Origin of the sequence: Mesotoga prima MesG1.Ag.4.2 (assembly GCF_000147715.2) — a bacterium.
In the GTDB taxonomy this organism is placed as follows: Bacteria; Thermotogota; Thermotogae; order Petrotogales; family Kosmotogaceae; genus Mesotoga; species Mesotoga prima.
Map to the genome: position 1 here is coordinate 590,994 of NC_017934.1, position 23,021 is coordinate 614,014.

Genomic DNA, 23,021 nt, shown 5'->3' on the forward strand with positions numbered 1-23,021 from the left:
CTCACTTAAATATGCCAACTGCTGAATTCACTATGCTTAGCGATGACGCAACAATCGACATAATATCTTTAATATTCACTATTGGGGACTGCGGAACGAAGATTATATTTCCCGGTATCAGCGGGATATTCCCCTTCGCAGGTTTTCCTTTCTGCTGATCCAGGTCGATTACCATTGGCTCCTCTTCAAGATCCTGGAAGAGCAATGCATTTCCGAGCACAGCATAGCTTGTCGGTCCCCCGGCCTCTACAAGTGCTTCAATGGCTGTCATGCCGTCATAGTATCTAACGATACCGGGTTTCTGAACCTCACCGAAAACATAAACTCTGGCCGGTTCCGTGTAAGGTACATATACAGTGGATCCAGCGGGAACTACTTTTCTGGTGAGAGCGATGAAATCGTCAGGTGAAATAATGATCTCTTCCGTCTTGCCGCCTGAAGATATGAAGACTCTTCCGCCGCTTTCGAAATTTGTAATTCCTCCAGCAAGACTTATGAGTTCAGCCAGAGTCAGCTCACCATAGTCCGAGACTGGAAATACTCCCGGCGATTCCACATCACCGACCACCGCGACAAAAGAATCGTAGTTTCTTAATGCGACGATGGTATCTCCATCTTCTAGATAGCTTCTTGCGAGTTCCTCGGTCCTCAAGGCATCAAACAATTGCACCCTGCCATCTATTCCGATTAGGCTTAGCGTTGTTACGGCCTTTTCAACTCCGCCGGCAACTGCGATTGCCGTTGCAATGGAAGGGTTCCTGACGCTGATTTCATACTCTCCAGGTCTAGCGACGTCACCCAGGACAGTCACAGAGACGGGTGATCTACTGGACACATAGATATAAGTGTTATCAGACAGTTGATTTCCTCTTTTCTGCAAAACTTCTGGAGTATATTCATTGTATCGTTTGTCGTCATGAACAATTATCGCATCAACAAGACTTTCATCTATGAGACCTCCGGCCCTAGCTATAACATCGGAAAGTGAGTGATCCTCATCTGGATTGAAAGTGAAAAGACCGGGATTCTTAACTGCCCCAAGAACGGTTATTCTTAGCACTTGTTTTGGTACTATGAGTGTGCTTCCAGGTTCAATAACCGCATCCTTGCCTTCGTTCCTGATATTCGAAAGACTCACTGGTAGAATCTCCCCTGAGGGCAGCAATACCTTGACCAGGTCTGAGGCGGTGGCCTTTTCACCGCCAGCCCTTGCGAGAGCTCTCAGAACCGTAATCTCCTCCTGAGCTGCGAACTCGAATTTTCCGGGAGAGTTTACTTCACCGCCAACGTAGATGTATCGATCGTCACCCGGAACGTAGACGGTTTGACCCGAGACTAACATCACATCTTTTCCATCGACAAGATCTAGCCACAGTACTCCTTTCTCTTCGCCCGTGATCTTCACGTTTTGTGCAGCTTTTTCAGTCAAACCACCGGCTCTAGAAATAGCGAGTAGAAGAGATGGCAATTCGGTCTTAGAAAACTCAATCGTTCCTGGATACTTGACTTCTCCTATTACATTTACCCTGACTGGTTCATATATGGGTACGTAAACGAAAGAACCATCTTCAAGATTCATGTCAAGAGCCTTACCAAGAAGTATTGAGTCTACACTTACAGTTGAGGTCCTGCCAAAAGGATCCGTTATCTGTATCTTGCTACTCAGCGCAAGCGGGGTCATTCCACCTGCCCTTGCGAGAACAGTTGTTAGGGAGACTTTTTCTCCAGGTTCGAATTCCACGAGTCCCGGTTTGTTAACTGCACCCACCACAAACACCTGACGTAGAACATCTGGGTAAATTACTATTGATCCAGGGGATAAGTTCATATCGCTCTCCCCAAGATCTGAAATCTGTCTCTCTCTCTTTGTCCCGTCTGGAAGGATAATGGTAACCCTGCCATCCGAATCAAAATCAAGTTGATTCTGTTTTGCCAGTGCAGTCCTTAGGGTGATTTCCTCATTGCTTCCAAAGTCGACTCTTCCGCCCTTCTCTTTAGAGATTACATACACGAATCGATCGGGAGTTTCAGAAATATATATTATCGAATGATTCGATACCTGTGGATCTTGAATACGACCCATCATTACTGACTGTAGGTCAAGCTTTCTTCTCTGATTATCCTCAATTATCTCAACTTCCTTCGAAAGTGGGTCGCTTAATCCACCAGAAATTGCTATTAGTTTTGTCAGAGTTGGATTTGGCTCTTCTTTGCCTATTTCCTTTATTCCAGGCTCTCGTACGCCCCCCAAAACATAAACGAATCTCGCCTCGAGTTCGGGAATAAACACAGTAGCTCCATCTGGAATTACCGGAATCGGGTCTCTTGTTAGATCTTCGAGGCTATAAACAGCTGTAGAAGCAGACTTAGAATCTATTACTGTAATATTGAATTCGTCGCCCAGGTCGGTTATGCCACCAGCTGCTGCTATTACGGTGCTCAGATTGAAGGGAATACCGGGTTTAAGATTCACAGTACCGGAATTTCTTACCTGTCCAATAACATTTGCCACGTTATCCGCCTGAGGATAAAAGATTACACTTCCGCTTTCCAGTTCGAGGTCAGATCTTTCAAGAGAACTAATTGAAACTCTTATCTCCTTACCAGACGGTGAAATCACCGAAATTTCCTTCTGTGAAGCGATCTCCACAAGATTTAGTTTGGCAAGGGCATTTCTGAGGGTAATGTTTTCGCCAGAAGAGAAATCAACTCTTCCACCATTTTCCTCAGAAACAACGTAGACGAATCGACTGTCGATTCTTGGGACATATATGAGATCGTCGTAAGAAATTTCCCGATCACTGGATATTCCCTTCAGAACTTCATCAAGATCTATTTCACTGATTTCCGATCCAGAAAGCACCTGAACGGACGAAATGTCTGCGTTTTGAGTGAATCCTCCACTCGCACTGATAGCACGCGTCAGAAGAAGATCGTCTTCATCGAGCTTGATCTTTCCGGGTCTTTCCACTTCCCCAAATACATATATCCATGTACTTATATCAGGAATTAACACGATTGAACCGGTCTCAAGCTGATAGTCTTCCTTTGATAGGGTAGAAACAGAAAGAAATTTGCTCATTCCAGCGGTGTCAATAATCGATATTTCCTTCTTCGAATTGAAGTTTAGTAAATTCATCTTTGCCAGCAGGTTTCTAAGAGTGAATGGTTCTCTTTCTTCAAAATCGATTCTTCCGCCTTCTGCCGAAGAAACGACGTATACAAAACGATGCTCTTTCTCTGCTACATTTACGATAGATTGAGCTGAAAGAACCAAAGTGCTCTTAACAGCATCTTCGATTGAAAACTTTTTTGCCTCCCCATTTTCCAGAAGTTCTACAGAGCCAGCAAACTCCGTTACTCCACCTGATTTTGCAATTGCTTTTCCAAGAGTGATTTCTTCGAGATTCGAGAAGGAAAGGATGCCCGGGTTTTTTACTTCACCGGTGACGAAGATACTCTTTTCACCGCTTGGAAGTATTATCATCGATCCTGCATCGAGAACGGCATCTTCCCCTTGATGAAACTCACGACGTTCGCCTGATGTGGTTACAACAACTAATGGGTCCTGGCTTACTGGATCAAAGAGATCTACCTTTACTAAGGCATTGATTAGCGTAATTTCTTCATCTATACTGAATTCAACTTTTCCTCCAAACGATGCGGAGGCTATATATACATATCTTTCAGGCTGGCGTGGAACGAATACTGTTTCACCTGGGTAGAGGTCTATATCTTTGATCTGACCGCTGAGGAGTTTGCTGATTTCAACGGATTCCGGTTCATCTAGGTCTTTCCTCAGAATGTAAAGCTGGTCCGAAGCGGCCTGATTTACTCCTCCGGCCTCTCCAATAGCCTGAAGCAAAGTCAGCTTTTCACGGTATGGTATTGATGAAGGATTGCCAAACTCTCCAAGAAGTTTGACTGATTTTGATGAGGCATCGTTTGCTATGACGATGCTTCCAGCAGATAGCACAGGGTCACTTTTTATGCCGGATAAGACGCTGTTCAGACTAACGATCGAAGAATTCTCTTTAGCTTCGCTGAGAATCATGATTTCGTTATCATCGGCGGTTTCCTTTAGTCCTCCAGATTTGGCGATCACCTGAGTCAAAGTAATTCCAGGGCTGTATTTGACTAGTGAAGGAGAATTGAACTCGCCCATCGTCATTATCCACGCACGAGGACCTGTTGGAACGAATAATGTTGAGCCCTCAGAGATTTTCTCTTTTAGAGCGGATCCACCGGAGAGAATTGAGGATAGATCTATGTAATTTCTTGTTCCTTCGCTATCCACTATGAAAGATGAGGAAAGATCTGCCCCGTCTTTGAGGCCGCCCGCAAGAGCAAGCAGTTGAGAGATCCCAATAGTTTCGTCGCGCCACTCAATTGCTCCGGGTTTGTTAACTTCTCCCAGAACGTAGAACATGAATGGAGCAAACGACTTCACAGATACAGTTACCTGGGGCTCTGATGTAAGAATGCCCTTGCTAAGAAATTGTGAAGACAGAAAGGATTGAATCTCCTCTAGTGTCTTTCCCAGAAGCATAATGCTTCCAAGCGGAGGAACGGAAACAGTTCCATCCGGTCCCACAAGGGTTTCACTCGAAAGGTCGCTGGACCCATATACGGAAATCGATAGAAGGTCACCCGGTCTTACTGAATATCCTAGAAGTGACATTGTAATCAAAAGCACTATTGAAAGAGATATGATTTTCTTGTGCATCTTCCTTCCTCCTTCTTTACTAGTCAAGGTCTTCTCTCAGAAGGCTTTCTATAACTTTCTTAAGTTCTGAGAAATCCGGTGACTTGACAACATATGCATCGGCGGCCCAAGAAGAAAGATCGTGCTTGTAATGAGTATAAGCGGTTAAAAGCACAATTTTCATATTAGGAAACCGCTTTCGCACAACACCGGCAAGCTCGAGCCCGTTCATTCCTTTCATTTCAATGTCAATGGTCATGAGGTCAAACGAGTTATTTGTGCTGAGAATTTCAAGAGCTTCCTCAGCTGTGCCAGTACTCTTGACTTCAAAGCCAGATTCCGTAAGTTCTTCTTCGATTAGTAGCCTCAGATTCTTTTCATCTTCAACTATCAGTACTCTTTTCAAGATCAAACCTCCCAAATTCCTTAGTCGGCAACCTGAAAGTAAAGACGGTTCCTTCACTTCCGCTTGAAGCATGAATGCTTCCTCCATGCTCTTCTACAATCTTTTTGCAAATAGAAAGTCCTAGACCAGTACCGAGAGTCTTTGTAGTGAAGAATGGTTCAAAAATTCGCTTCAAAGTCTCTTCTGGTATAGTTTTCCCACCGTTCCAGGCTGAAAAACGGATCTCCTCGCTATCTTTCTCAAGAGTTACATGAACCTCATCTCCAGATTCGGAGGCCTCAATAGCATTCTGAACAAGATTGATTATTACCTGTTTGATTTTATCTCTATTTCCGTAATATTCAATTCTTTCTTCTTTCGTATATAGAACAAGTTTAACATTTTCCGACGCGGCTTTTTCTTCGAATCCAGCCAGTATTTCACGTGTCATAGAAACCAGGTCAAACGCTTCCTTAGATGGTTTGGCCTTTCTTCTAGAAACCTCAAGTACTTCGCCAACTATTCTGTCCAGTCTTTGAAGCTCATCCATGAGAATTTTCGCATATTCTTCGGTTTTCTTCCTGTCTGAGGAAGCCAGAATCCTTTTCACGAAGCCGCCGATTATTGTTATTGGATTTCTAATCTCATGAGCGACTCTTGCAGACATTTCCCCCAGAGCCGCAAGTTTTTCCCTACCCTTCAGTTCCTGCTCAAGATTTCTCCTCCTAGTTATGTCATCTAAGGAGAGAATCACGCCAGTTAGACCTTTCCTTTTCTCTTCTCTCAGCGGTGTTATGCGAACGTCGAAGTATCTTTCTCCAAAGGCTTCAAAGTATTGATCCGTTAGGGTAATAGTCTCGCCAATTCTCATCGCATCCGACAAAAGGTCGATAATGCTTCCAAGTTGTGGTTTCATTGATTGAATCTTCTTTCCAATCAATTCTTCTCTTTCAATGTTCAAAAGAAATCCAGCAGTTCTGTTGATTTCCGTTATTTCACCGTCAACAGAACAAACTATGATTGCTGATTCTAGAGACTGAAGTATACTTGAAACGAATCTTCGATAATAATTGGAAAGATTTCTCTCTTTTTCGAGACTCTCTGCCATCTGTACGATTCTCTTATAGTTCTCCGTAAGTTCAAGAGCTACTCCTGTACTGTCGGCCAGCAATCCGAGAATCTCTATGTCACCACTGCTGATTTTCTTCCGGGAATAAGCATTGTCAACCACCAGTACACCTTGTACTTCTTCTTCCCCTGACACGGGAGCAATGAGATACTCGTCAGTGCCGATAATTCTGTTCATCAAGCTCAGCTCTTCTCCCCTGAGCCTGAGCATTTCCGGAGAAACGTGAACCATTTTTTTCCTGAGGATGACCCTTTCTAGAATGATATTCCCAGGATATGAAATTGATGCCGAAGGCTCATTATTAGTGGTACTTTGTGCCGCCTCAAGCGAAACATCTTGAAGATACCTTGTAAGATCACTGTATGCGGATCTATCCTTGAAACTATTGCCCCTCGTAGAATTTACTTGGGTTTCCAAAATGAGAAGGGAACGACCGCTATCTACACGGAAGTATGTGGCGCGATCGAATCTCAGTCCTGAGGAATCAGTCGCGCCTATTAGAAGAATTCTAACTATTCTCTCTCTGTCCATGCTTCTTTTCATGGCCTCGGTAATTTTGTGGAGAACTCCAAGCTTGAAAAGCTGATCTTTTTGATCATTTATGAGTTCTTCATGTTTCTTCCCAAGCTGTCTTAGCTTCCTTACTTCTAGCTCCAACCTCTTTGTAAGTCTTATTCTGCTAATAGCAACGGCCATTCTTCTGCTTATATCATCAAGAATTTTAAGATCTTCTTTGTCGAGATGTTTATATGCTCTGAATTCTCCTTCAATATCTTCCCTGTCTGCAGCGACGATCAGTCCGTTTAGTGTTCCTTCTACTGCTAGAGGAATAGCCATGAAGGAGCCCACAGAAACATCTTCTTTAAAGATTGCAGATGAGAGATCTGATTTTCTCGCAGAAACGAAAAGCTTCTCACTTGCCAGTTCACTCAACTGATCATCAGAAATCTCTATTTCGATTCCCTTGAGAGGGTTATTACCGTTTCCCACAGCCGCCTTCAGGTGAAGACTCTTTCCCTGCCCTTCGAGATAGAAGATCCATCTAACTCTCAACATTTCTCTTGCTATCTCCAATGATTTACGTATCAATTCTTCAACTTGAGTTTCGGTTTCCAGTACCGAAGTAAGCTTTGAAACCAGTTTCAATCGTCTGAAAGCTTCCTCTTCGGCTGATCTTTTCAGCGAATAATGCAAAGCAAGCTCAATTTCCTTTATCCAGTCCTTGAGTGATTTATTCGATTCTGCGCCTGCAGGCATAATCAGTAGCCCATGAGGTTCTCCATCGTAAGAAAGACTGACGAGAAATACTTTTTCTCTGAATTCTTTGCCATGAGAGGAAACAACAACGTTCATCTCTCCCGAAAAATCCTCAGAAAGCTCCTTCAGAGAGGGATTTAGGCTTAACCTTATCTCTCTACCAGTGCGAGTGAAGGCTTCATCTGGGTTGACTTCTTTGAAAACGTTTCGATATTTCTCCAGTATGAACAGCGATGCTTTTGAAGAGGGTTCAGAAGAAATCTTCTTCAAAATCCTCTGGATTACTTCATCGGATGATTTCTCAAAATTTGTTTTCTTCAGCATTACCACCACTCTTTCCTGCAATTTCGTTCATCCATTTCATGTGTTGAACATGACTCCCATTCCAGTAAAGCTGACCACACCTGGTGCATTTGTAAAGCCTTTCTGCCGTAAGCACCACATAATCTGGAACCATTGCAACATCTTTTAGGGAAGCCTCTTCAAGCAGACCGTTGCATTTCGAGCATCTGCTAAGAAAGTGAACATCGTCCAAACCTATCTGGAATCTTTGAATTACAGATTTGAGCTGCGAGCGCCAGTTCTCCGACTTGATTAAATAAGATCTGATCCCAAATTTAATCGCGATCTCCATCGCTTTCTTACTCTTAGTCAAAAACACATCCCGATTCTCAAATGACTTGCCTATCTCATTTCTAGAGCATATTTCCGTGTCAAAACCCATCAGTCTGAGCTTCCTCGCTAGTTTGGTTAAGGGCTCTTCAACCAAAAATCTCATTTCTTCACCATAAAAGAGAACACTACTCCTGCATAGTTTCTCTGGTCAACAAGATCGAAGGATCCTGCACCTTGCAAGACAAAACCCTTCTCTCTTACAGAAGATTCGACTATAAGCATTCCGGCAAGGTTTAGAAGCTCAGTATTTCTTTCAAGAACTGCCATAAGAGGCTGGATGTATTCCTCATCGAAGGGAGGGTCCGCAAATACGACGTCAAATGCGATTCCGCTTTTTACGAATGATGGAATTGCCCTACGAAAATCTGAGCAGAGAATCTCCAGATCCATAGAGGGATCAATTCCCCGTTTGTTTCCAAGAATTGAATTGCAGGCCCTTCTTGAAATCTCAACTGCCAAGACGTTGGCTGCACCCCTGCTAATGGCTTCAAAAGATATTATCCCACTCCCCGAAAAAAGATCTAAAAGGGACTTTGAGTTTATATCTATAACGTCGAAGAGGGCCTTACGAGCTAATTGGGGAGTGTGCCTGGTTTTCTTCGCTGTTGTTGGGTTAATCATTCTCCTGGCGAATTTTCCGCCGGTTATTGTCAACATGCTATCCTACCTCAATCAGTCTAGCTCTCTCTGAATATACCCTTTCCATTTCGATTCGTAGAGCACCGTGCTCAAGGAGTTCGGGGTCTTCTTCCATCAGTTGTTTTGCGTCTTCTCTTGCCTTGAAGAGAAGATCTCGATCGTTTACAATGTCACCAATAAGGAACTGAGGCATACCATGCTGCCTTAAGCCAAGAAACTCGCCCGGTCCTCGAAGTCTTAGATCAAGCTCGGCGACGTCGAATCCGCTCGAAGTAGAAGCGAATTCTCTGAGCCTTGACAGAGCATCATCTGAAATAGCTTTATTCATAACCATTACACAGATAGATTTAAGATTGCTTCTACCGACACGCCCTCTAAGTTGATGTAGCTGAGCCATTCCGAATCTTTCGGGGTGTTCAATAACCATAACAGTGGCGGTGGGTATATCTATCCCAACTTCGACAACGGTTGTTGAAACGAGAATCATGCTTTGCCTTGATCTGAATCTCTGCATTATCTCTTGTTTCTCGTTATCGTTTAACCTGCCGTGAAGCAATTCAACACCTACCCCTGGGAATACTTCTTCTCTAAGTTTCGTTGCTTCATCGGTAGCATTTTTCAGATCGACCTGTTCTGATTCTTCGATGAGCGGGTATATGAAAAATGCCTGATGACCCATCTTCAGTTCATCTGAGATGTATGAGTAAAGATCTTTAAGTCTTTTTCTTGCGAGTATAATTGTTCTGACTGGGGATCTTCCTTTTGGCAATGTAAGAATTGTCGAAATATCGAGGTCTCCATAAACCGTTAAAGCAAGAGTCCTGGGAATTGGAGTGGCGGTCATGACGAGACTGTCGAGAAGCTTGCCTTTTGTTGTCAATGTTTCTCGTTGCTTGACCCCAAATCTATGTTGTTCATCGACAACCACAAGGCCAAGATTTTTAAATTCAACACCATCCTGGATGAGTGCGTGAGTACCGACAACCACATCTATTTCTCCCTTCTTCAACCTCATCCTCACAAAATCCTGTTCGTTTTTTTTCAATGATCCCGTCAACAGACCGGTTTCAATCCCAATAGGCGAAAGTTCTCTCTTGATCTTCTCATAGTGCTGCATTGCAAGTACAGAAGTAGGTACCATCAAGGCGCTCTGATAGCCAGCTTCGTAATTATCGACCATTGCCAGTTCAGCGACCAGAGTCTTCCCGGAGCCAACATCACCTTGAAGTAGTCTATTCATAGGCGAAGCGGCCCTCATGTCATCTCTGATTTCTTCGAAAGCAGTAACCTGATCTTTAGTTAGTTCAAATGGCAAGGATTCGATCAGTCTCTTCGACAAGACGCCGCTGATTTCCTTTTGGAGACCCTGATACTCTTTCCTAATCTGGCGTTTTCTGAATAAGATTGTAGTCTCAAACAGAAAGAACTCCTCATAAGCCAGCGATTCTCTAGCCTTCCTAATTTCATAAAGGCTCTTTGGAAAGTGAATAGCGGTAAACGCATGTTTTCTGGGAAGTAATCCCCTTTCAGTGGTTATTGAGGAAGGTACTAGATCGTCCAACGATCTTACCAAGCCGAGATTTCGTTTGACGATCTTTCTCATCATCTTCATAGAAATGCCCGAAGTTAGCGAATAAACAGGAAGGATTTCTCTTGGCACTTCGCCTTGGATCTCCTCTATTTCTGGAGAGTTCATCTCCATGGGGCCAAATGGAGTTTCCTTTGCCAAACCGTGAATCAAGTACTCTCGGTCCCTCCTAAGCTTCTGAATAATATAGTCCTGATTAAACCACTTAAGAAGCAACTGACCAAAACCATCGCTGACTACTGCTGAGATAATTGTATAACCCGATGCCTTCTTTGCAGAGAAGTTCAGAAGACGGCCTTTTACACTTACCTTTCGGTCAGGAACTATCGAGGAAATGGGCATAATTATCCTTCGATCTTCGTAATCTCTCGGGAAATATTGTATTAGGTCGCCAATTGTTTCGATATCCATTCTCTTCAGTATCTTTGATCTCGCTTCACCTACCGAATATGCGTACTTAATGGGTGTCGAAGGTGAAACCGGTCTACCAAGAAGAGATTCAATTTCTTCTGAATTGTGAAGTAGAAAAAAATTCCTTAGCTTGGCTATCATTTCGAGGCCGTTTTTCAATCTTTTGACCTTTCGATCATGAGGAAACTCGTCAATTCTGGAGAGGTAAGAAATAAACTTAGACAAGTATTCGCCAAGCGAGGAGAAATGAGACAACTCGGACCTATCGAGCAAAGATAGGAAACGCTTGAGCTCGGGTAATACATTATCTTCCCTTTTACCGCTGAGGTGAGCTTCGAGAAGTCTTTCACATTCTTCAAGGAATTGCTCCAAGAGCATTATTCTGCTTCTCTCTCCCCGTAGCAAGCAAGTCCAAAAACCGCAGGACCGCTGTGACAAGCTATCGTAGGCCATATTCTACCGCTGACCAGCTCAATGTCACTTCTAGATATTCCAAGTCTCGACTCGATCGATTCTATAAGCCATTCAGTTGTCTCATGCATAACGGTCAAATACTCTTCGCTTCCATAAATCGAGTAAAGCGTGATTGATTTTCTCCTGTTTTGAAGAAATTCCACGATGTTCTGAACCATCTGTTCCTGAAGCTTCTTCATACCTCTGAGTTTTGCTATTGGGCTTATAAATCCTTCTTCATCAACAGAAAGAATTGGTTTTATGTTTAGCAAGGTTCCTGCGAGCCCCTGTGCCTTTCCTATTCTTCCATTCTTAATGAGATACTTCAAAGTGGGAACACTAAACTCCATAAAAGTATTATCAATGACACGGGGTACGCTTTCAAAAACCTCGTCTAGACTACATCCAGTTTCAACGAGCTTGATAAGCTTTCTGGCCACAAGATTAGCACCAATAGACACTTTTCTGGTATCGACCACCCGAACATCTATTCCTTCGACCATTTTGGAAGCCATTACGCAAGTTTCGTACACCCCTGACATCTTTGATGAAAAGTGAATATCAAGAAGCTCTGTATATCCTCTTGACCTAATATCGTTATAATATTCAAGTACCTGACCCAACGGTGGCTGCGCCGTATGAAATTCCTTTGAGTTTTCAACGATTCTATAAAACACATTCTCCATGAAGTCAAAGTCATCGGTGTATTCCTTATCGTCAATTATCACCTTCATCCCCATGAAAAATAGCTTATGCTCCCGAACAAAATCCCTGCTAGGTGCACAACCGGAATCAACGGATATTGCTATCAAATCGCTCACCTGCCTTCGGCGAATATTATTTCTTCTTCATCTCCATTATCTAATCGCACACACCAACTCCCATTAATCTCATCCGTTTCCAAGTGATAACCGTTGATCTCAACAGCCAGCTTTTTTCCATGTTCCATACTGAACAGAAGAAGCTTTTCTGCTGAGACTCTTACTCCTCTCATTATTGAAGCTTCTAGCATCAGCTGGGTGTTTTTCCTGTTGGAACTGACAACGTTCAATGCAAAAAGGGAAGTTATGGTGCAAATGCTTAGAAGCAGTACAGCCAGAACTAGTGTAACAACATTGCCTTTTTTCATTATTCTCCTTTCAAATAACCTACGTAAGGAAGATTGCGACAAACCTCCTCGTAGTCAAGTCCATAACCGACTATGAACTGATCCCCAATCTTTTCACCTGTAAAATCAATTTTGACTCCATGATCGTGAATGGTCTTTTCGAAAAGCGATACTAGTTTTACATCCGCTGGTTTTTGCTTCCAGATATAGTTGATAATGTACCTGAGAGTTCCTCCTGTGTCAACTATGTCTTCAACAAGCAAGACGTAGCGATTGGTAACCGATTCATCTACCCAGGTTTTAACGCGAATCCTACCGGTAGTTGATGCTCCAGAATAACTGGAAACATGAACAAAGTTGTATCGGACCTTCAAATTCAGCCGCTTAAGTAAGTCACTGTAAAAATGAACCGACCCCTTCAAGATACATACTGCAGTAATTTCATCAGTAATCGGTGAATAGTATTCATTAATCTTCTCTGCCAGTCCATTGACGATTTTCTTCAGTTCCTCTTCTGAATAAAGGACTTCGATTCTTGCAGGATCAAAGAGCATTTCCTTCACCTCCGGGAGTCACGATAATTATACCATCGGAGGATGATGATGCGATCCAATCGCAAAAAGCTGAATGTAGAAATTGATGCACAGTTGCGTTAGAATGCTTTTTGTCAAGCAAGAAAATTTGGTTGAAATAAATGTCTGATTTGTGGGCGGGGCGAAAGCATGAGTGAACACTATCTCCTTAACTATGTGGATTGTACGGAATATAAACTTCCTCTTGATCTCCAGAATATCTTTGGAAGAAAGAGAGAGACTTTCTTAGAAATTGGTTTTGGAAGCGGAGAATTCATACTTCAGAAGGCAATTGAGAACCCCAATGCCGATTATCTTGGTGTTGAGCTATCAATGATAAGTGCCAAAAAGCTTTTGAAATCAATCTCAAGGAATCATGTTGGAAATGTTCGCGCACTGCTTGTAGATGCATCTTTTGCTCTGCGAAACATACTTCCTAAAGATTCAATGTCGGGAGTATACATGAATTTTCCTTGTCCGTGGCCAAAAAAGAGACATTCAGAACGGAGGCTCAATACAGTTAGTTTCATTGAGAAGATTGCCAAAGTGCTAAAAAAGGGCGGTTTTTTCCAGCTGTATTCGGATTCAGAAGAGTTTGTTCATGAAATGTTTGGAGAAGTTGGAAAGACGAACTGTTTCGATGATCCAGTCCTTGAAGTGAATCCTACGGTCGGAGTAGGAACAAGATACGAGAAGAAATGGCTGGATATGAGTAAAGAGATCTTTAGGATGAAATGCGTAAGAATCAAATGCGAAATAAATGGTGAAGAGGACGTGGTTCGTGTGTCGAACTTGTGGATCGATGACATTGACGAGAAATCTCTTCAGAAAGTCGACGGGAAGAGTTTTTCGAAAAATGAGATTTTTGTGAAATTCATGGGGCTGTACAGAAATATGGACCGCAATACCTTCTTGATTGAAACGCTAACAGTCGATAGGGACTTCTCCCAGCGATTCTACGTAAACCTATCAAGGAGAGGGAATCGTTGGCTCATCAAACTGGATAGCCAAGCAAGACCGTTCAGGACTAAGGCTGTAAAGTTTGCTCTGAGAGTATTGTCAGAGAAAATCGCGAAGAAAGATCCTGGTGGAGACCAAAATCATTAGATCTCTCAGTTATTGCCTATATTGTTATTGGTCAAATAGAAAACGAAAGCTCATTCTACAAAGAAACAGTTTCCAAGCTATGAAAAAGTGGGGCGCTTCAGCACCCCACCCGGAACAGGCAACCTACAGCTTCTTGAAGAGAAGGGAAGCGTTATGACCTCCAAATCCAAAGGAATTCTTCTGTACGAAATGTAATTCTTTTTCAACTCCGAAGTTCGGAGTATAGTTCAGATCGCACTCTGGGTCAGGACTCGAATAGTTTATAGTGGGTGGAATAAAGGAATTTTTCATTGAGAGTAGAGTTGCGACAGCTTCTATGGCTCCTGCTGCACCTAGTGCGTGACCGGCCATCGACTTCGTCGAACTAATGTTCAAGTCTTGTCGATTTCCAAATAGACGCTTAATTGCTCGGGTTTCCATTAGGTCGTTTAATGGAGTCGAAGTACCATGAGCATTGATGTAGTCAACTTCTGAGGGATCAACTCCGGCTTCTTCTAAAGCCATTTTCATCGCTCTGTACGCTCCGTCTCCGGACTCTTCCGGTGAAGTAATGTGAAATGCGTCGTCGGTTGAGCCGTAACCAACGACCTCTCCGTAGATCATAGCACCACGTTTCATGGCATGTTCATACTCTTCTATGATCAATGTTGCCGATCCTTCAGCCATAACAAATCCATCACGATCACGATCGAACGGTCTGGAAGCAGTTTTAGGAGTTCCACGTGAAAGAGCGTTCATATTCGAAAATCCGGCTAGAGCAAGAGGTGTTACTGTGGCTTCCGAACCCCCCGTCATGGCAATATCGAGAATTCCGGCTCTAATAAGCCTTGTAGCTTCACCTATTGCATTGGTTGCCGAGGCACATGCTGTGGAAAGGGTGAAGTTCGTGCCTCTGAAATTGAAGCGAATCGCCAAAAGTCCGGGTGCCATGTTTGCTATCGTCATAGGGATAAGGAAGGGACTGATTCTTGACGGACCTTTGTTCATTAGAACAGAATGTTGATCTTCTATCACATCCATTCCGCCAAGTCCCACGCCATAAATTACCCCCGCTCTTTCTGAGTTTATTCGGCTATTCCCCAGTCCGGAATCATCGTACGCTTCACTTGCGCTCGCGATTGCCATCTGGACAAACCTTGCATTTCTCTTTGCGTCTTTTCTATCCATGTATTTAGTTGGATCGAAATTCTTAACCTGACCGGCAACCTTTGCCCCATATTCGGACACGTCAAATGTACTTATCCAGTCTATTCCCGAGGTACCAGATTTAAGCGATTCCCAGAATTCTGTCAGATTAGTTCCGATCGAGCTAATAACCCCCATTCCAGTAACTACGACTCTTTTCATCCTATTTTTCATCGAGCGTGCTTATGAATTTGACAACATCATCAATGGTCCTGAAGCTAGACGCCTGGCTATCACTGATTTGAACTTCGAATTTGTCTTCAAGCTCCATGACAAGATCTACCAAGTCTAGTGAATCTGCACCGAGGTCTTCAATAAATCTCGAATTACCGCTGATTTCACCAGCTTCCATTCCCAGACAATCTGCAACGACTGAGATCACTTTTTCCTGAATTGTTGATGTTTTTTCCACTGTGCTCACCTCTCAAAGTTTAGTTTTCAGTTCTTGATTTCCTGTAGTTCTTTAAGTATTCCAAGGCCTTCGTTTTCTGTGCTTTCTACAGAGACACTCCTGTCTATCTTCTTCATAAACCCACTAAGCACTTTTCCAGGCCCCACTTCAACGAACCGATCTGCACCTAGTTCGATCATCTTTCTAATGGATTGTTCCCATTTGACAGGGCTGTAAGCCTGTTCAATTAGCAACTCTCTTATCGCGTTTGGATCTTTAGGAAAAAGCCCTCCGGTAACATTTGAGATAACTGGGATTTCCGGAGGCTTGACATCAATGCCATTCAAGAACTCTCTCAAAACTTCTCCAACTGGACGCAAGTATCGGCTATGGAAAGGAGCACTCACTGAAAGCTCCACACATTTTTTCGCTCCCTTTTCCATTGCCTTGTTCATAGCACTTCGAACTTTTTCTGATAACCCTGAAATTACAACTTGACCTGGGCAGTTGTAATTGGCTACAATAACCTCTTCGCTCGAAGAAATCTCAAGGCAGATCTCTTCGACTACTTTTTCTGGAAGACCAATTATCGCTGCCATCGTTCCATCTTCTGAAGACATCATTTGTTGCATAGCTGTCCCCCTCAACCTTACAAGACGAAGTGCGTCGGCATATCTAAGTGTGCCCGCTACAACTAGAGCAGAGAATTCACCCAGCGATAATCCGGCGCAAATGTCGGGTTTTCCCCACCTCTCAATAAGAGCATCGGAAATGGCTATACTTAGCGAAAGAATAGCCGGTTGGGCATTATGCGTGAGCTTTAGTTCGTCTTCCTGCCCCTCGAGCATCATTGTTAACATGTCAAAACCCAGCAACTGTCCGGATAGTTCAAGAAACTCTCTGAACAAAGGGCTTTCATCGCAAAAACTCTTACCCATGCCAACGTATTGGCTTCCCTGTCCGGGAAATATCCATGCTACCATTTCTTTATGCCTCCCAGGAATCGAATTGTTTCTTCCGCCTCATCAATTATTGACTGAACTAATTGTGAAACATCAAGGATTTCTCCAATAAGCCCGCAGGATTGACCGGCCATCATGGAACCATCATTTATGTCACCATTTTCGACAGCTCTCTTGAGAGCTCCGACAGCTATTTTTTCAATTTCCTCGAATCCAGAGCCTTGCTTTTCTAGTTCTTCAATGTGTCTTGTTAGCCTGTTCCTAAATCCTCTTACAGGATGACCATTTGAATTGCCCGTAACGACGGTGTCTAGTTCATTTGATAACAGAATCCGTTCTTTGTATCTAGAATGTGCCCTACATTCAGTCGTGCAGATGAATCTTGTTCCCATCTGAACACCACTAGCTCCAAGTGCTAGGGATGCTGCTAATCCTCTTCCGTCAGCAATTCCGCCTGCTGCAATAACTGGGATTCTCGTTGCTGAAACAACTGCTGGAACCAATACCATTGTTGAAACCTTTCCGATGTGGCCGCCCGCTTCCATTCCTTCGGCAATCACTGCATCGACTCCCTGTCTCTCTAGCCTTCTAGCGAGCCCGGAAGAGGCGACCACGGGAATCACTTTAGTTCCCGCCGTCTTCAACTTTTCAATAAAGCTGGATGGACTGCCTGCCCCAGTAGTTACAACGGGAACTCTTTCTCTACAGATTATCTCTATCTGTTCCTGCGCATATGGAGAAAGCAGCATTACGTTGACTCCGAAGGGCCTTGAAGTTAATTTTCTGGTCTCGCGAATCTCATAAAGTAGATCCTCTGGAGAAAGATTCCCTCCGGCAATTATGCCTAGGCAACCGGCATTGGAAACTGCTGCAGCCAAGTTATGTTCCGAGATCCATGCCATTCCTCCTTGAAGAATGGGGTATTTGATTCCAAGCATTTCGGTTAGCGACTGTCTTTGCTGATTCAAAGTTGATCCTCCTGGCACAAGTATGCTGGTTTAAGAAAAGCAACAACATACCAGGACCTTTTGCAGCATTTTTGTCTGAATCTAGGACTGCTGGAGAGTGAACAGTTCGAAAATCAAACGGAGGTGATTTGTGAGAGACAAGGAGTTTGTAAAGGAAAGAATACCCCACAGGGAGCCCTTTCTTCTTGTCGATGGCGTGATTTCGATGACCGATTCCGAAATACTTGCTTTCAGAGATTTGCTAGAAAACGATCCTGTTTTTGAGGGTCATTTTCCTGGTTATCCGATTTATCCAGGTGTGCTGATTCTTGAAGGCCTTGCTCAGACTGCAGGAATTCTTTTGCTGAAACCAAATGAAACACCGTTGTTTGCAGGAATAGAAAGAGCTCGTTTCAAGACCATAGTACGTCCGCCGTGCAGAATTGAGTACTCTGTCAAATTGATCGACAGTAGGATGAACGTCGCTAAGCTGGAAACATCTGCATATGCTGAAGGAAAACTAGCTGCGAAAGCTATTCTGCTTGTTTCATCAATATAATGTATTGTGGTTTTGGAAAGAAAAAACCCCTGTGCTATAATCTAGGCGTTAATCCTGCACAGGGGATTAAGGGGGTAAGCCGCCACCAGTCAAAGCGTGGCGGCATTTTCGTTTTAGAGCTGGAAAGAAGCTACGAATCTTACACCGTTTCTGTAAACAAAGAACGCTACGTAGTCCCCTTTCTTGATGTTTTCAGTATACTTCTCGAAATCGCTGACGCTCTCGATCGATTCTTGATTGCCATTTATGCTCAGACGAGTAATTATATCGTCCGGGCCTATTCCCAACCTGTAGACTACTCCTTCTGGATCTACATCTCTCACTATCACGCCTCTAAATTCCTGAGATATTCCTAGACGTTCCCTATCGCCGGGAGTTATGTCAGAAACCGATATACCGAGTGAGCTCACAAAAGCCTGTCTTGCTCCGATGTCTTCTGTTGCTGAAGACGCGCTTTCTTGAGCAAGCGATCCTAGAACAGCGGTAAGTACGATTCTATCTCCGAATCTGTCTATTGTAATCTTCACCTCGGAGCCTGCAGGGTAGTTCAATACTGCCGCCCTAAGCTCCGCTGAGTTTGTGATCTCGAGACTCTCAAAGCCAATAATAACGTCCTGTGGCCTTATTCCGGCCTTCTCTGCCGCTGAACCGGGAACCACATCTGTAATTAATGCTCCGCTGTCAACCTTTAGTCCAAGGGATCTAGAAACCTCCTCAGTGACCGTATCCATATAGACCCCAAGATATGCTCTCTGCACAGATCCGGTCTCGATAATTGAATCGACAAATCTAAGAGCTACGTTTATGGGAATTGCGAATCCAAGGGTGGTTCCAACTTCAGGAGCGATTATGGCAGTGTTTATTCCGACAACTTGGCCATGAATATTCAGCAAAGGCCCCCCGCTGTTACCGGGATTAATCGCGGCATCTGTCTGAATTAGATTAGAATATACTCCGTTGCCATCTGGTTTTGGCAGCTGCCTTCCTACCGCACTTATCACTCCGAGAGTAACTGTGTGCTTAAGACCAAGAGGATTCCCTATAGCAATTGCCCACTCGCCGATTCTCAGTGCGTCTGAGTCACCAAGTTCAACAGTGGGGAGATCAACCCCATCGGGATCGATCTTGATCACCGCAATGTCCAACTCCTCGTCTCCGCCAATGTATTTGGCCGGGTAGGTGTTTCCATCAAGTAGAGAAACCGTGATTTTTTCCGCGCCTGAAACCACGTGCTCATTGGTGAAAATATACCCATCCTTGTTGAAGATGAAACCCGAGCCAACCCCGGTTACCTTCTGACCGGGGATCTCTCCGAAAAATCGCCTGAAGAAATCCTCGAAACCGTAAGGATCGGGGATTGAATATTTTCTAGTGGCCTCTACATCGACTTTGACAACTGCTGGTCCTGCTGCTTGGACTACGTTGGTTATTGGGCTCTCGTAGCCTTCGTTGACCAGGGCCAGAGAAGCCACTGACAGAATTACTACAACAAGAACTGCAAGAACTTTTCTCATAAACTCTGACCTCCTTCATTATTTTGGCTACTCCGGTATGAATTTGACTGAGCAGAGGAATTCGTTGTTCAAAAAATGAGAAGGTGATATACTGATAAAGTTATGTCTTCCAGAGGTGAGCTAATTGCAGTGGTTGTTTGTTCTAGTGGTTTTCATAAGCGCTTATTATCTGATAATCTCTGGTAAGTTTAATAGATCAACAGTTGCATTCGCTGCTGGAATTCTAATACTTTTGTCTAAAGTTATACCTGACTTCGATATGAAGGAACTCGGCTATCTTATTGATTTCAATACTATCAGTATTCTAATTGGAATGATGATAGTTGTTGGCACTTTGAGGACGACTGGTTTCTTCGAATTTGTGGCTGTTCACGTAGTAAGGTTTTCTAAGGGTAATGTGAGAGCTTTGTTGATATTCTTTGTCGTTACAATTGCACTTTTTTCTGCTTTTCTAGATAATGTCACTACAATTCTTCTTTTTGCACCGATAATCTTTCTTGTAGCAGATGCTTTGGAGGTTTCTCCTCGCACTTTCATCCTTGCAGGAGTTCTCGCGGCAAATATCGGTGGGATGGCAACTTTGATTGGTGATCCACCAAACATACTTGTTGGCTCGGCAAGTGGGTTCGGATTCATGGATTTCATGAGAATTGATGGGCCGATTACACTATTTGCGTTGATAATTGCGCTAATCTACCTTGATCGACGCGTTTTCAAAGATTACAGAGAAATGGGCGGAAAGCTTCAGCGTATAGCAAATATGGATCCGAAGAAAGCGATAATTTCAAAGTCAGCACTCTACAAGTCACTAGCTGTGTTCTTTGCAATAATTGTGGGATTTCTTCTCCACGGTTTGATCGGAGTGGAGCCCTCTCTTATTGCTCTTGCAGGTGCAGCAGCGGCTATGATTCTTAACGGAAAGAGCTTTTCGCATCTTTCCGAAGATATAGAATGGGATACGATATTTTTCTTCATGGGCCTGTTTGTCCTTGCATTTGCACTCAAGGAGGTCGGTATCACCTCTGTGATTTCCGATTTGCTAGGCTCCCTTTCTGGCAACAAAATAGTGTTGTTCTTGACGCTTTATTGGCTGTCGGCTATAATGAGCGGCTTTATAGGAGCAGTTCCTGCGGTAACTTTCATGATACCAGTGATTCAGGAAATGACAACTAAGTTCGGCGTTCCTGCAGATATTTGGTGGGTGATCTCCATTTCGGCCTGTCTGGGTGGGAGCTTTTCAATAGCTGGTTCTGCAGCCAATATGGTAGGAGTTGGGTTAATAGAAAAGCATTCAAAGGAAAGACTCACTTATGGCGATTTTCTTAGGTTCTCAATGCCTATCACGCTTATTACGCTTGTTGCCGGTACCCTCTACATTCTTGTCAGGTTTTCTATCTAGAATCTCTTTTCGTACCAGAATTTCCTTCTGTCTGTTTCTTCCGCCTGTCGATCGTTCAATGAAAACTGGGTCGCCATTCTCTGAAGCCATTTCGGTGAAGTACATTGCTGTGGAGATGGTTCCCGGTGTCGGTGTGAACAACTGCACCTGCTCGGGGTTATAGTGCATTTCTCTCTTGACAAACCTCTTCAGTTCCATCATGTCTTCCTTTGTGCATCCCGGGTGAGCCGCTATGAAGTAGCCTATAATGTGGCACTTCCCGCTAGAAACAAGCCTAACCTCTTTGAGAAAATCTAAGAGAACATCTTTAGAGGGTTTGCCCATGTATTCAAGGACTTTCTGCGCTGTGTGCTCTGGCGCAATTTTCAACTGACCGGAAACGTTTTTCTGCAACAGCTCTCTGAGAAAATCCCTTCCGGATCTTTTATCTTTTAGAATGAGGTCATATCTGATTCCAGATGATACGAAAACATGTTTCACACCAGGTATCTTTCTTATTCTCTTGAGTAAATTAAGATATCTAGAATGATCTAGCTTTAGAGAACTACACACCTCTGGAAAGAGGCATCTCTTTTTTGCACATGCACCGACTTTTTCCTTTATAGAACATTCGTAACCGTACATGTTCGCAGTAGGGCCACCCACGTCAGTAACAGTTCCCCTGAATCCGACGTCTCTGGTGAATGCAGATATCTCCTGAATTATTGAATCTTCACTCCTGGAAACAACGGTTCTACCTTGATGAAAAGCGATTGCACAGAAGTTGCATTGTCCATAACAACCCCTATGACTTGTCACAGAATAACGTACAGTCTCTAATGCTTTCACCCTTCCCCTTGAAAGCGAAACCGGATGAACTCTTCTGGTAAACGGCAAGGAATAGTAAGCATCTAATTCTTCTGACGCGACTTTGGGCGGTTTGTTCTGGACTACGTATCGGTTGTCTTGAAGCTGGAACAACTGGCGTCCCCTTACCGGGTCTGTCTCTTCATGCATTACTTTTGTCATTTCAAAGTATTTCCTCTTGTCCTGAGATACTTCTTCATGAGATGGCAATTCAATTCCTGCGGGTTTAGAGCTGGACCAAAAAACCGTTCCTTCAACATCTGTTGGGACTTCTCTCTTTTTCGAGATCTTGTCTGCAATTTCCAAGATAGGCTTTTCACCCATTCCATATACCAGCAAGTCTGCTTTGGAATCAAGCAAGATCGATTTTCTTATTCTGTTGCTCCACCAGTCAAAATGAGAAAACCTTCTAAGACTGGCCTCTATTCCACCGAGAATGATAAGAGTTTCTTTGAAGACCTGCCGAATCAAATTTGAGTAAACAATCGTTGCCCGATCCGGCCTCTTTCCACCAAAACCTCCAGGAGTGTAATCGTCGCTCCTTCTCTTCTTTCCAGTCGATGTGTAATTTGCAACCATTGAATCAACGTTACCAGAGGTGACACCGAAGAACAGAGCAGGTTTACCCAACACTGAGATGTCTTCGTTTGTTCGCCAGTCGGGCTGCGAAATGACACCTACTTTCCAGCCGTGTGATTCCAGCACTCTTGCAATCATCGCCGTTCCAAAAGAAGGATGGTCAACAAATGCATCGCCCGTTATTAGAATAACATCGAGATATTCCCGTCCTCTCTCGACCATATCGCTCCTAGTCATCGGAATATTCATTAGGCACTCCAAAAAAACCGGGAAGCGAAAACGTAAGCCGGATCCTGTTCTCGTGACCATCTATCTCGGAGTTATGTTACCATGACCCTCAAGCATCCTACCCGAAAGGGAATCGGTGGGCATCCTCAGACCCTTTCTGCTTGGACTTGCTCCAGACGGGGGTTACCTGACCTGCCGGTCACCCGACAGCCGGTGAGCTCTTACCTCACCTTTCCATCCTTGCCCGAAGGCGGTCTAATTTTCTATGGCCCTTTCCGGAGATCACTCTCCCTGGGTGTTACCCAGCGCCCCTGCCCATGGAGTCCGGACTTTCCTCGGATTTTCCGCGGTCACTCTTTTCGCTTCCCGATCTATAAAATAG

At 43.8% G+C, this 23,021-nt stretch carries 18 protein-coding genes and 1 other RNA gene; 3 read left to right on the plus strand and 16 right to left on the minus strand.

Going from position 1 to position 23,021, the window contains the following annotated elements:
- Position 1: 1 nt before the first annotated feature.
- From THEBA_RS02845 to hpt, 9 genes are read right to left on the minus strand one after another with little or no spacing between them, the layout of a single operon-like run.
- Positions 2 to 4,726, minus strand: coding sequence for an SLBB domain-containing protein (locus tag THEBA_RS02845; RefSeq protein ID WP_014730368.1), 4,725 nt, complete (start codon positions 4,724 to 4,726; stop codon positions 2 to 4).
- A gap of 19 nt (positions 4,727 to 4,745) precedes the next feature.
- On the minus strand, positions 4,746 to 5,111 hold the full coding sequence (locus THEBA_RS02850; protein ID WP_006492172.1) for a response regulator: 366 nt from the start codon (positions 5,109 to 5,111) through the stop codon (positions 4,746 to 4,748).
- Positions 5,089 to 7,800 carry an ATP-binding protein gene (locus tag THEBA_RS02855; protein ID WP_006492173.1) on the minus strand — a complete coding sequence of 904 codons (2,712 nt, stop codon included), beginning with the start codon at positions 7,798 to 7,800 and terminating at the stop codon, positions 5,089 to 5,091. The genes THEBA_RS02850 and THEBA_RS02855 overlap by 23 nt, the downstream gene beginning before the upstream one ends.
- Positions 7,778 to 8,254 carry a Mut7-C RNAse domain-containing protein gene (locus tag THEBA_RS02860; RefSeq protein WP_006492174.1) on the minus strand — a complete coding sequence of 159 codons (477 nt, stop codon included), beginning with the start codon at positions 8,252 to 8,254 and terminating at the stop codon, positions 7,778 to 7,780. The genes THEBA_RS02855 and THEBA_RS02860 overlap by 23 nt, the downstream gene beginning before the upstream one ends.
- Positions 8,251 to 8,808 carry an RsmD family RNA methyltransferase gene (locus tag THEBA_RS02865; protein WP_006492175.1) on the minus strand — a complete coding sequence of 186 codons (558 nt, stop codon included), beginning with the start codon at positions 8,806 to 8,808 and terminating at the stop codon, positions 8,251 to 8,253. Before THEBA_RS02865 ends, THEBA_RS02860 begins: the two co-directional genes overlap by 4 nt.
- Before the next feature lies 1 nt (position 8,809).
- The gene (gene recG, locus THEBA_RS02870; protein WP_014730369.1) at positions 8,810 to 11,167 is read right to left on the minus strand and encodes an ATP-dependent DNA helicase RecG; all 2,358 of its coding nucleotides are present in this window, start codon (positions 11,165 to 11,167) and stop codon (positions 8,810 to 8,812) included.
- Positions 11,167 to 12,063 carry a DegV family protein gene (locus THEBA_RS02875; protein WP_006492178.1) on the minus strand — a complete coding sequence of 299 codons (897 nt, stop codon included), beginning with the start codon at positions 12,061 to 12,063 and terminating at the stop codon, positions 11,167 to 11,169. Before THEBA_RS02875 ends, recG begins: the two co-directional genes overlap by 1 nt.
- The gene (locus tag THEBA_RS02880; RefSeq protein WP_014730370.1) at positions 12,060 to 12,371 is read right to left on the minus strand and encodes a hypothetical protein; all 312 of its coding nucleotides are present in this window, start codon (positions 12,369 to 12,371) and stop codon (positions 12,060 to 12,062) included. Before THEBA_RS02880 ends, THEBA_RS02875 begins: the two co-directional genes overlap by 4 nt.
- Positions 12,371 to 12,904, minus strand: a complete 534-nt coding sequence (gene hpt, locus THEBA_RS02885) for a hypoxanthine phosphoribosyltransferase (RefSeq protein ID WP_006492182.1) — start codon at positions 12,902 to 12,904, stop codon at positions 12,371 to 12,373. The genes THEBA_RS02880 and hpt overlap by 1 nt, the downstream gene beginning before the upstream one ends.
- Positions 12,905 to 13,072: 168 nt before the next feature.
- Here hpt and trmB point away from each other — a divergent pair, with 168 nt between their 5' ends.
- On the plus strand, positions 13,073 to 14,029 hold the full coding sequence (trmB, locus tag THEBA_RS02890) for a tRNA (guanosine(46)-N7)-methyltransferase TrmB (RefSeq protein WP_014730371.1): 957 nt from the start codon (positions 13,073 to 13,075) through the stop codon (positions 14,027 to 14,029).
- A 123-nt stretch (positions 14,030 to 14,152) separates the two neighbouring features.
- On the opposite strand, the gene fabF is transcribed toward trmB, so the two are convergent.
- Genes fabF through THEBA_RS02910 form a run of 4 tightly spaced genes read right to left on the minus strand, consistent with a single transcriptional unit; the run spans position 14,153 to position 17,535 of the window.
- Positions 14,153 to 15,376: a beta-ketoacyl-ACP synthase II gene (fabF, locus tag THEBA_RS02895; RefSeq protein WP_014730372.1), complete on the minus strand. Its 1,224-nt coding sequence runs from the start codon at positions 15,374 to 15,376 to the stop codon at positions 14,153 to 14,155.
- Position 15,377: 1 nt separating this feature from the next.
- The gene (acpP, locus tag THEBA_RS02900; protein WP_014730373.1) at positions 15,378 to 15,626 is read right to left on the minus strand and encodes an acyl carrier protein; all 249 of its coding nucleotides are present in this window, start codon (positions 15,624 to 15,626) and stop codon (positions 15,378 to 15,380) included.
- Positions 15,627 to 15,652: 26 nt separating this feature from the next.
- Positions 15,653 to 16,588, minus strand: a complete 936-nt coding sequence (fabD, locus tag THEBA_RS02905) for an ACP S-malonyltransferase (protein WP_014730374.1) — start codon at positions 16,586 to 16,588, stop codon at positions 15,653 to 15,655.
- Positions 16,582 to 17,535 carry a nitronate monooxygenase gene (locus THEBA_RS02910; protein WP_014730375.1) on the minus strand — a complete coding sequence of 318 codons (954 nt, stop codon included), beginning with the start codon at positions 17,533 to 17,535 and terminating at the stop codon, positions 16,582 to 16,584. The genes fabD and THEBA_RS02910 overlap by 7 nt, the downstream gene beginning before the upstream one ends.
- A 130-nt stretch (positions 17,536 to 17,665) precedes the next feature.
- Between THEBA_RS02910 and fabZ the strand changes: the two genes are divergently transcribed.
- Entirely contained in the window at positions 17,666 to 18,073 is a 408-nt protein-coding gene (fabZ, locus tag THEBA_RS02915) for a 3-hydroxyacyl-ACP dehydratase FabZ (protein WP_014730376.1), read from the plus strand.
- A gap of 113 nt (positions 18,074 to 18,186) precedes the next feature.
- Here the strand turns inward: fabZ and THEBA_RS02920 are convergent, their stop codons facing one another.
- Positions 18,187 to 19,587 carry a Do family serine endopeptidase gene (locus THEBA_RS02920; protein ID WP_014730377.1) on the minus strand — a complete coding sequence of 467 codons (1,401 nt, stop codon included), beginning with the start codon at positions 19,585 to 19,587 and terminating at the stop codon, positions 18,187 to 18,189.
- 124 nt (positions 19,588 to 19,711) lie between these two features.
- Here THEBA_RS02920 and THEBA_RS02925 point away from each other — a divergent pair, with 124 nt between their 5' ends.
- Positions 19,712 to 20,986 (plus strand): ArsB/NhaD family transporter, encoded by a 1,275-nt coding sequence (locus THEBA_RS02925; RefSeq protein ID WP_014730378.1) that lies wholly within the window; start codon positions 19,712 to 19,714, stop codon positions 20,984 to 20,986.
- Here the strand turns inward: THEBA_RS02925 and THEBA_RS02930 are convergent.
- Together THEBA_RS02930 and rnpB are read right to left on the minus strand one after the other, a co-directional pair.
- Positions 20,918 to 22,660, minus strand: a complete 1,743-nt coding sequence (locus tag THEBA_RS02930; RefSeq protein WP_014730379.1) for a YgiQ family radical SAM protein — start codon at positions 22,658 to 22,660, stop codon at positions 20,918 to 20,920. The two genes, THEBA_RS02925 and THEBA_RS02930, sit on opposite strands and share 69 nt — an antisense overlap.
- A 17-nt stretch (positions 22,661 to 22,677) precedes the next feature.
- An RNA gene (gene rnpB, locus THEBA_RS13935) (RNase P RNA component class A) lies at positions 22,678 to 23,005 on the minus strand.
- Positions 23,006 to 23,021: the final 16 nt, after the last annotated feature.

Bases quoted from the DNA above. Each gene is read 5' to 3' on its own strand.
- THEBA_RS02845 (WP_014730368.1), bottom strand. From the start codon at position 4,726: ATGCACAAGAAAATCATATCTCTTTCAATAGTGCTTTTGATTACAATG.
- THEBA_RS02855 (WP_006492173.1), bottom strand. From the start codon at position 7,800: ATGCTGAAGAAAACAAATTTTGAGAAATCATCCGATGAAGTAATCCAG.
- THEBA_RS02860 (WP_006492174.1), bottom strand. From the start codon at position 8,254: ATGAGATTTTTGGTTGAAGAGCCCTTAACCAAACTAGCGAGGAAGCTC.
- THEBA_RS02865 (WP_006492175.1), bottom strand. From the start codon at position 8,808: ATGTTGACAATAACCGGCGGAAAATTCGCCAGGAGAATGATTAACCCA.
- recG (WP_014730369.1), bottom strand. From the start codon at position 11,167: ATGCTCTTGGAGCAATTCCTTGAAGAATGTGAAAGACTTCTCGAAGCT.
- THEBA_RS02880 (WP_014730370.1), bottom strand. From the start codon at position 12,371: ATGAAAAAAGGCAATGTTGTTACACTAGTTCTGGCTGTACTGCTTCTA.
- hpt (WP_006492182.1), bottom strand. From the start codon at position 12,904: ATGCTCTTTGATCCTGCAAGAATCGAAGTCCTTTATTCAGAAGAGGAA.
- trmB (WP_014730371.1), top strand. From the start codon at position 13,073: ATGAGTGAACACTATCTCCTTAACTATGTGGATTGTACGGAATATAAA.
- fabF (WP_014730372.1), bottom strand. From the start codon at position 15,376: ATGAAAAGAGTCGTAGTTACTGGAATGGGGGTTATTAGCTCGATCGGA.
- fabD (WP_014730374.1), bottom strand. From the start codon at position 16,588: ATGGTAGCATGGATATTTCCCGGACAGGGAAGCCAATACGTTGGCATG.
- THEBA_RS02920 (WP_014730377.1), bottom strand. From the start codon at position 19,587: ATGAGAAAAGTTCTTGCAGTTCTTGTTGTAGTAATTCTGTCAGTGGCT.
- THEBA_RS02930 (WP_014730379.1), bottom strand. From the start codon at position 22,660: ATGAATATTCCGATGACTAGGAGCGATATGGTCGAGAGAGGACGGGAA.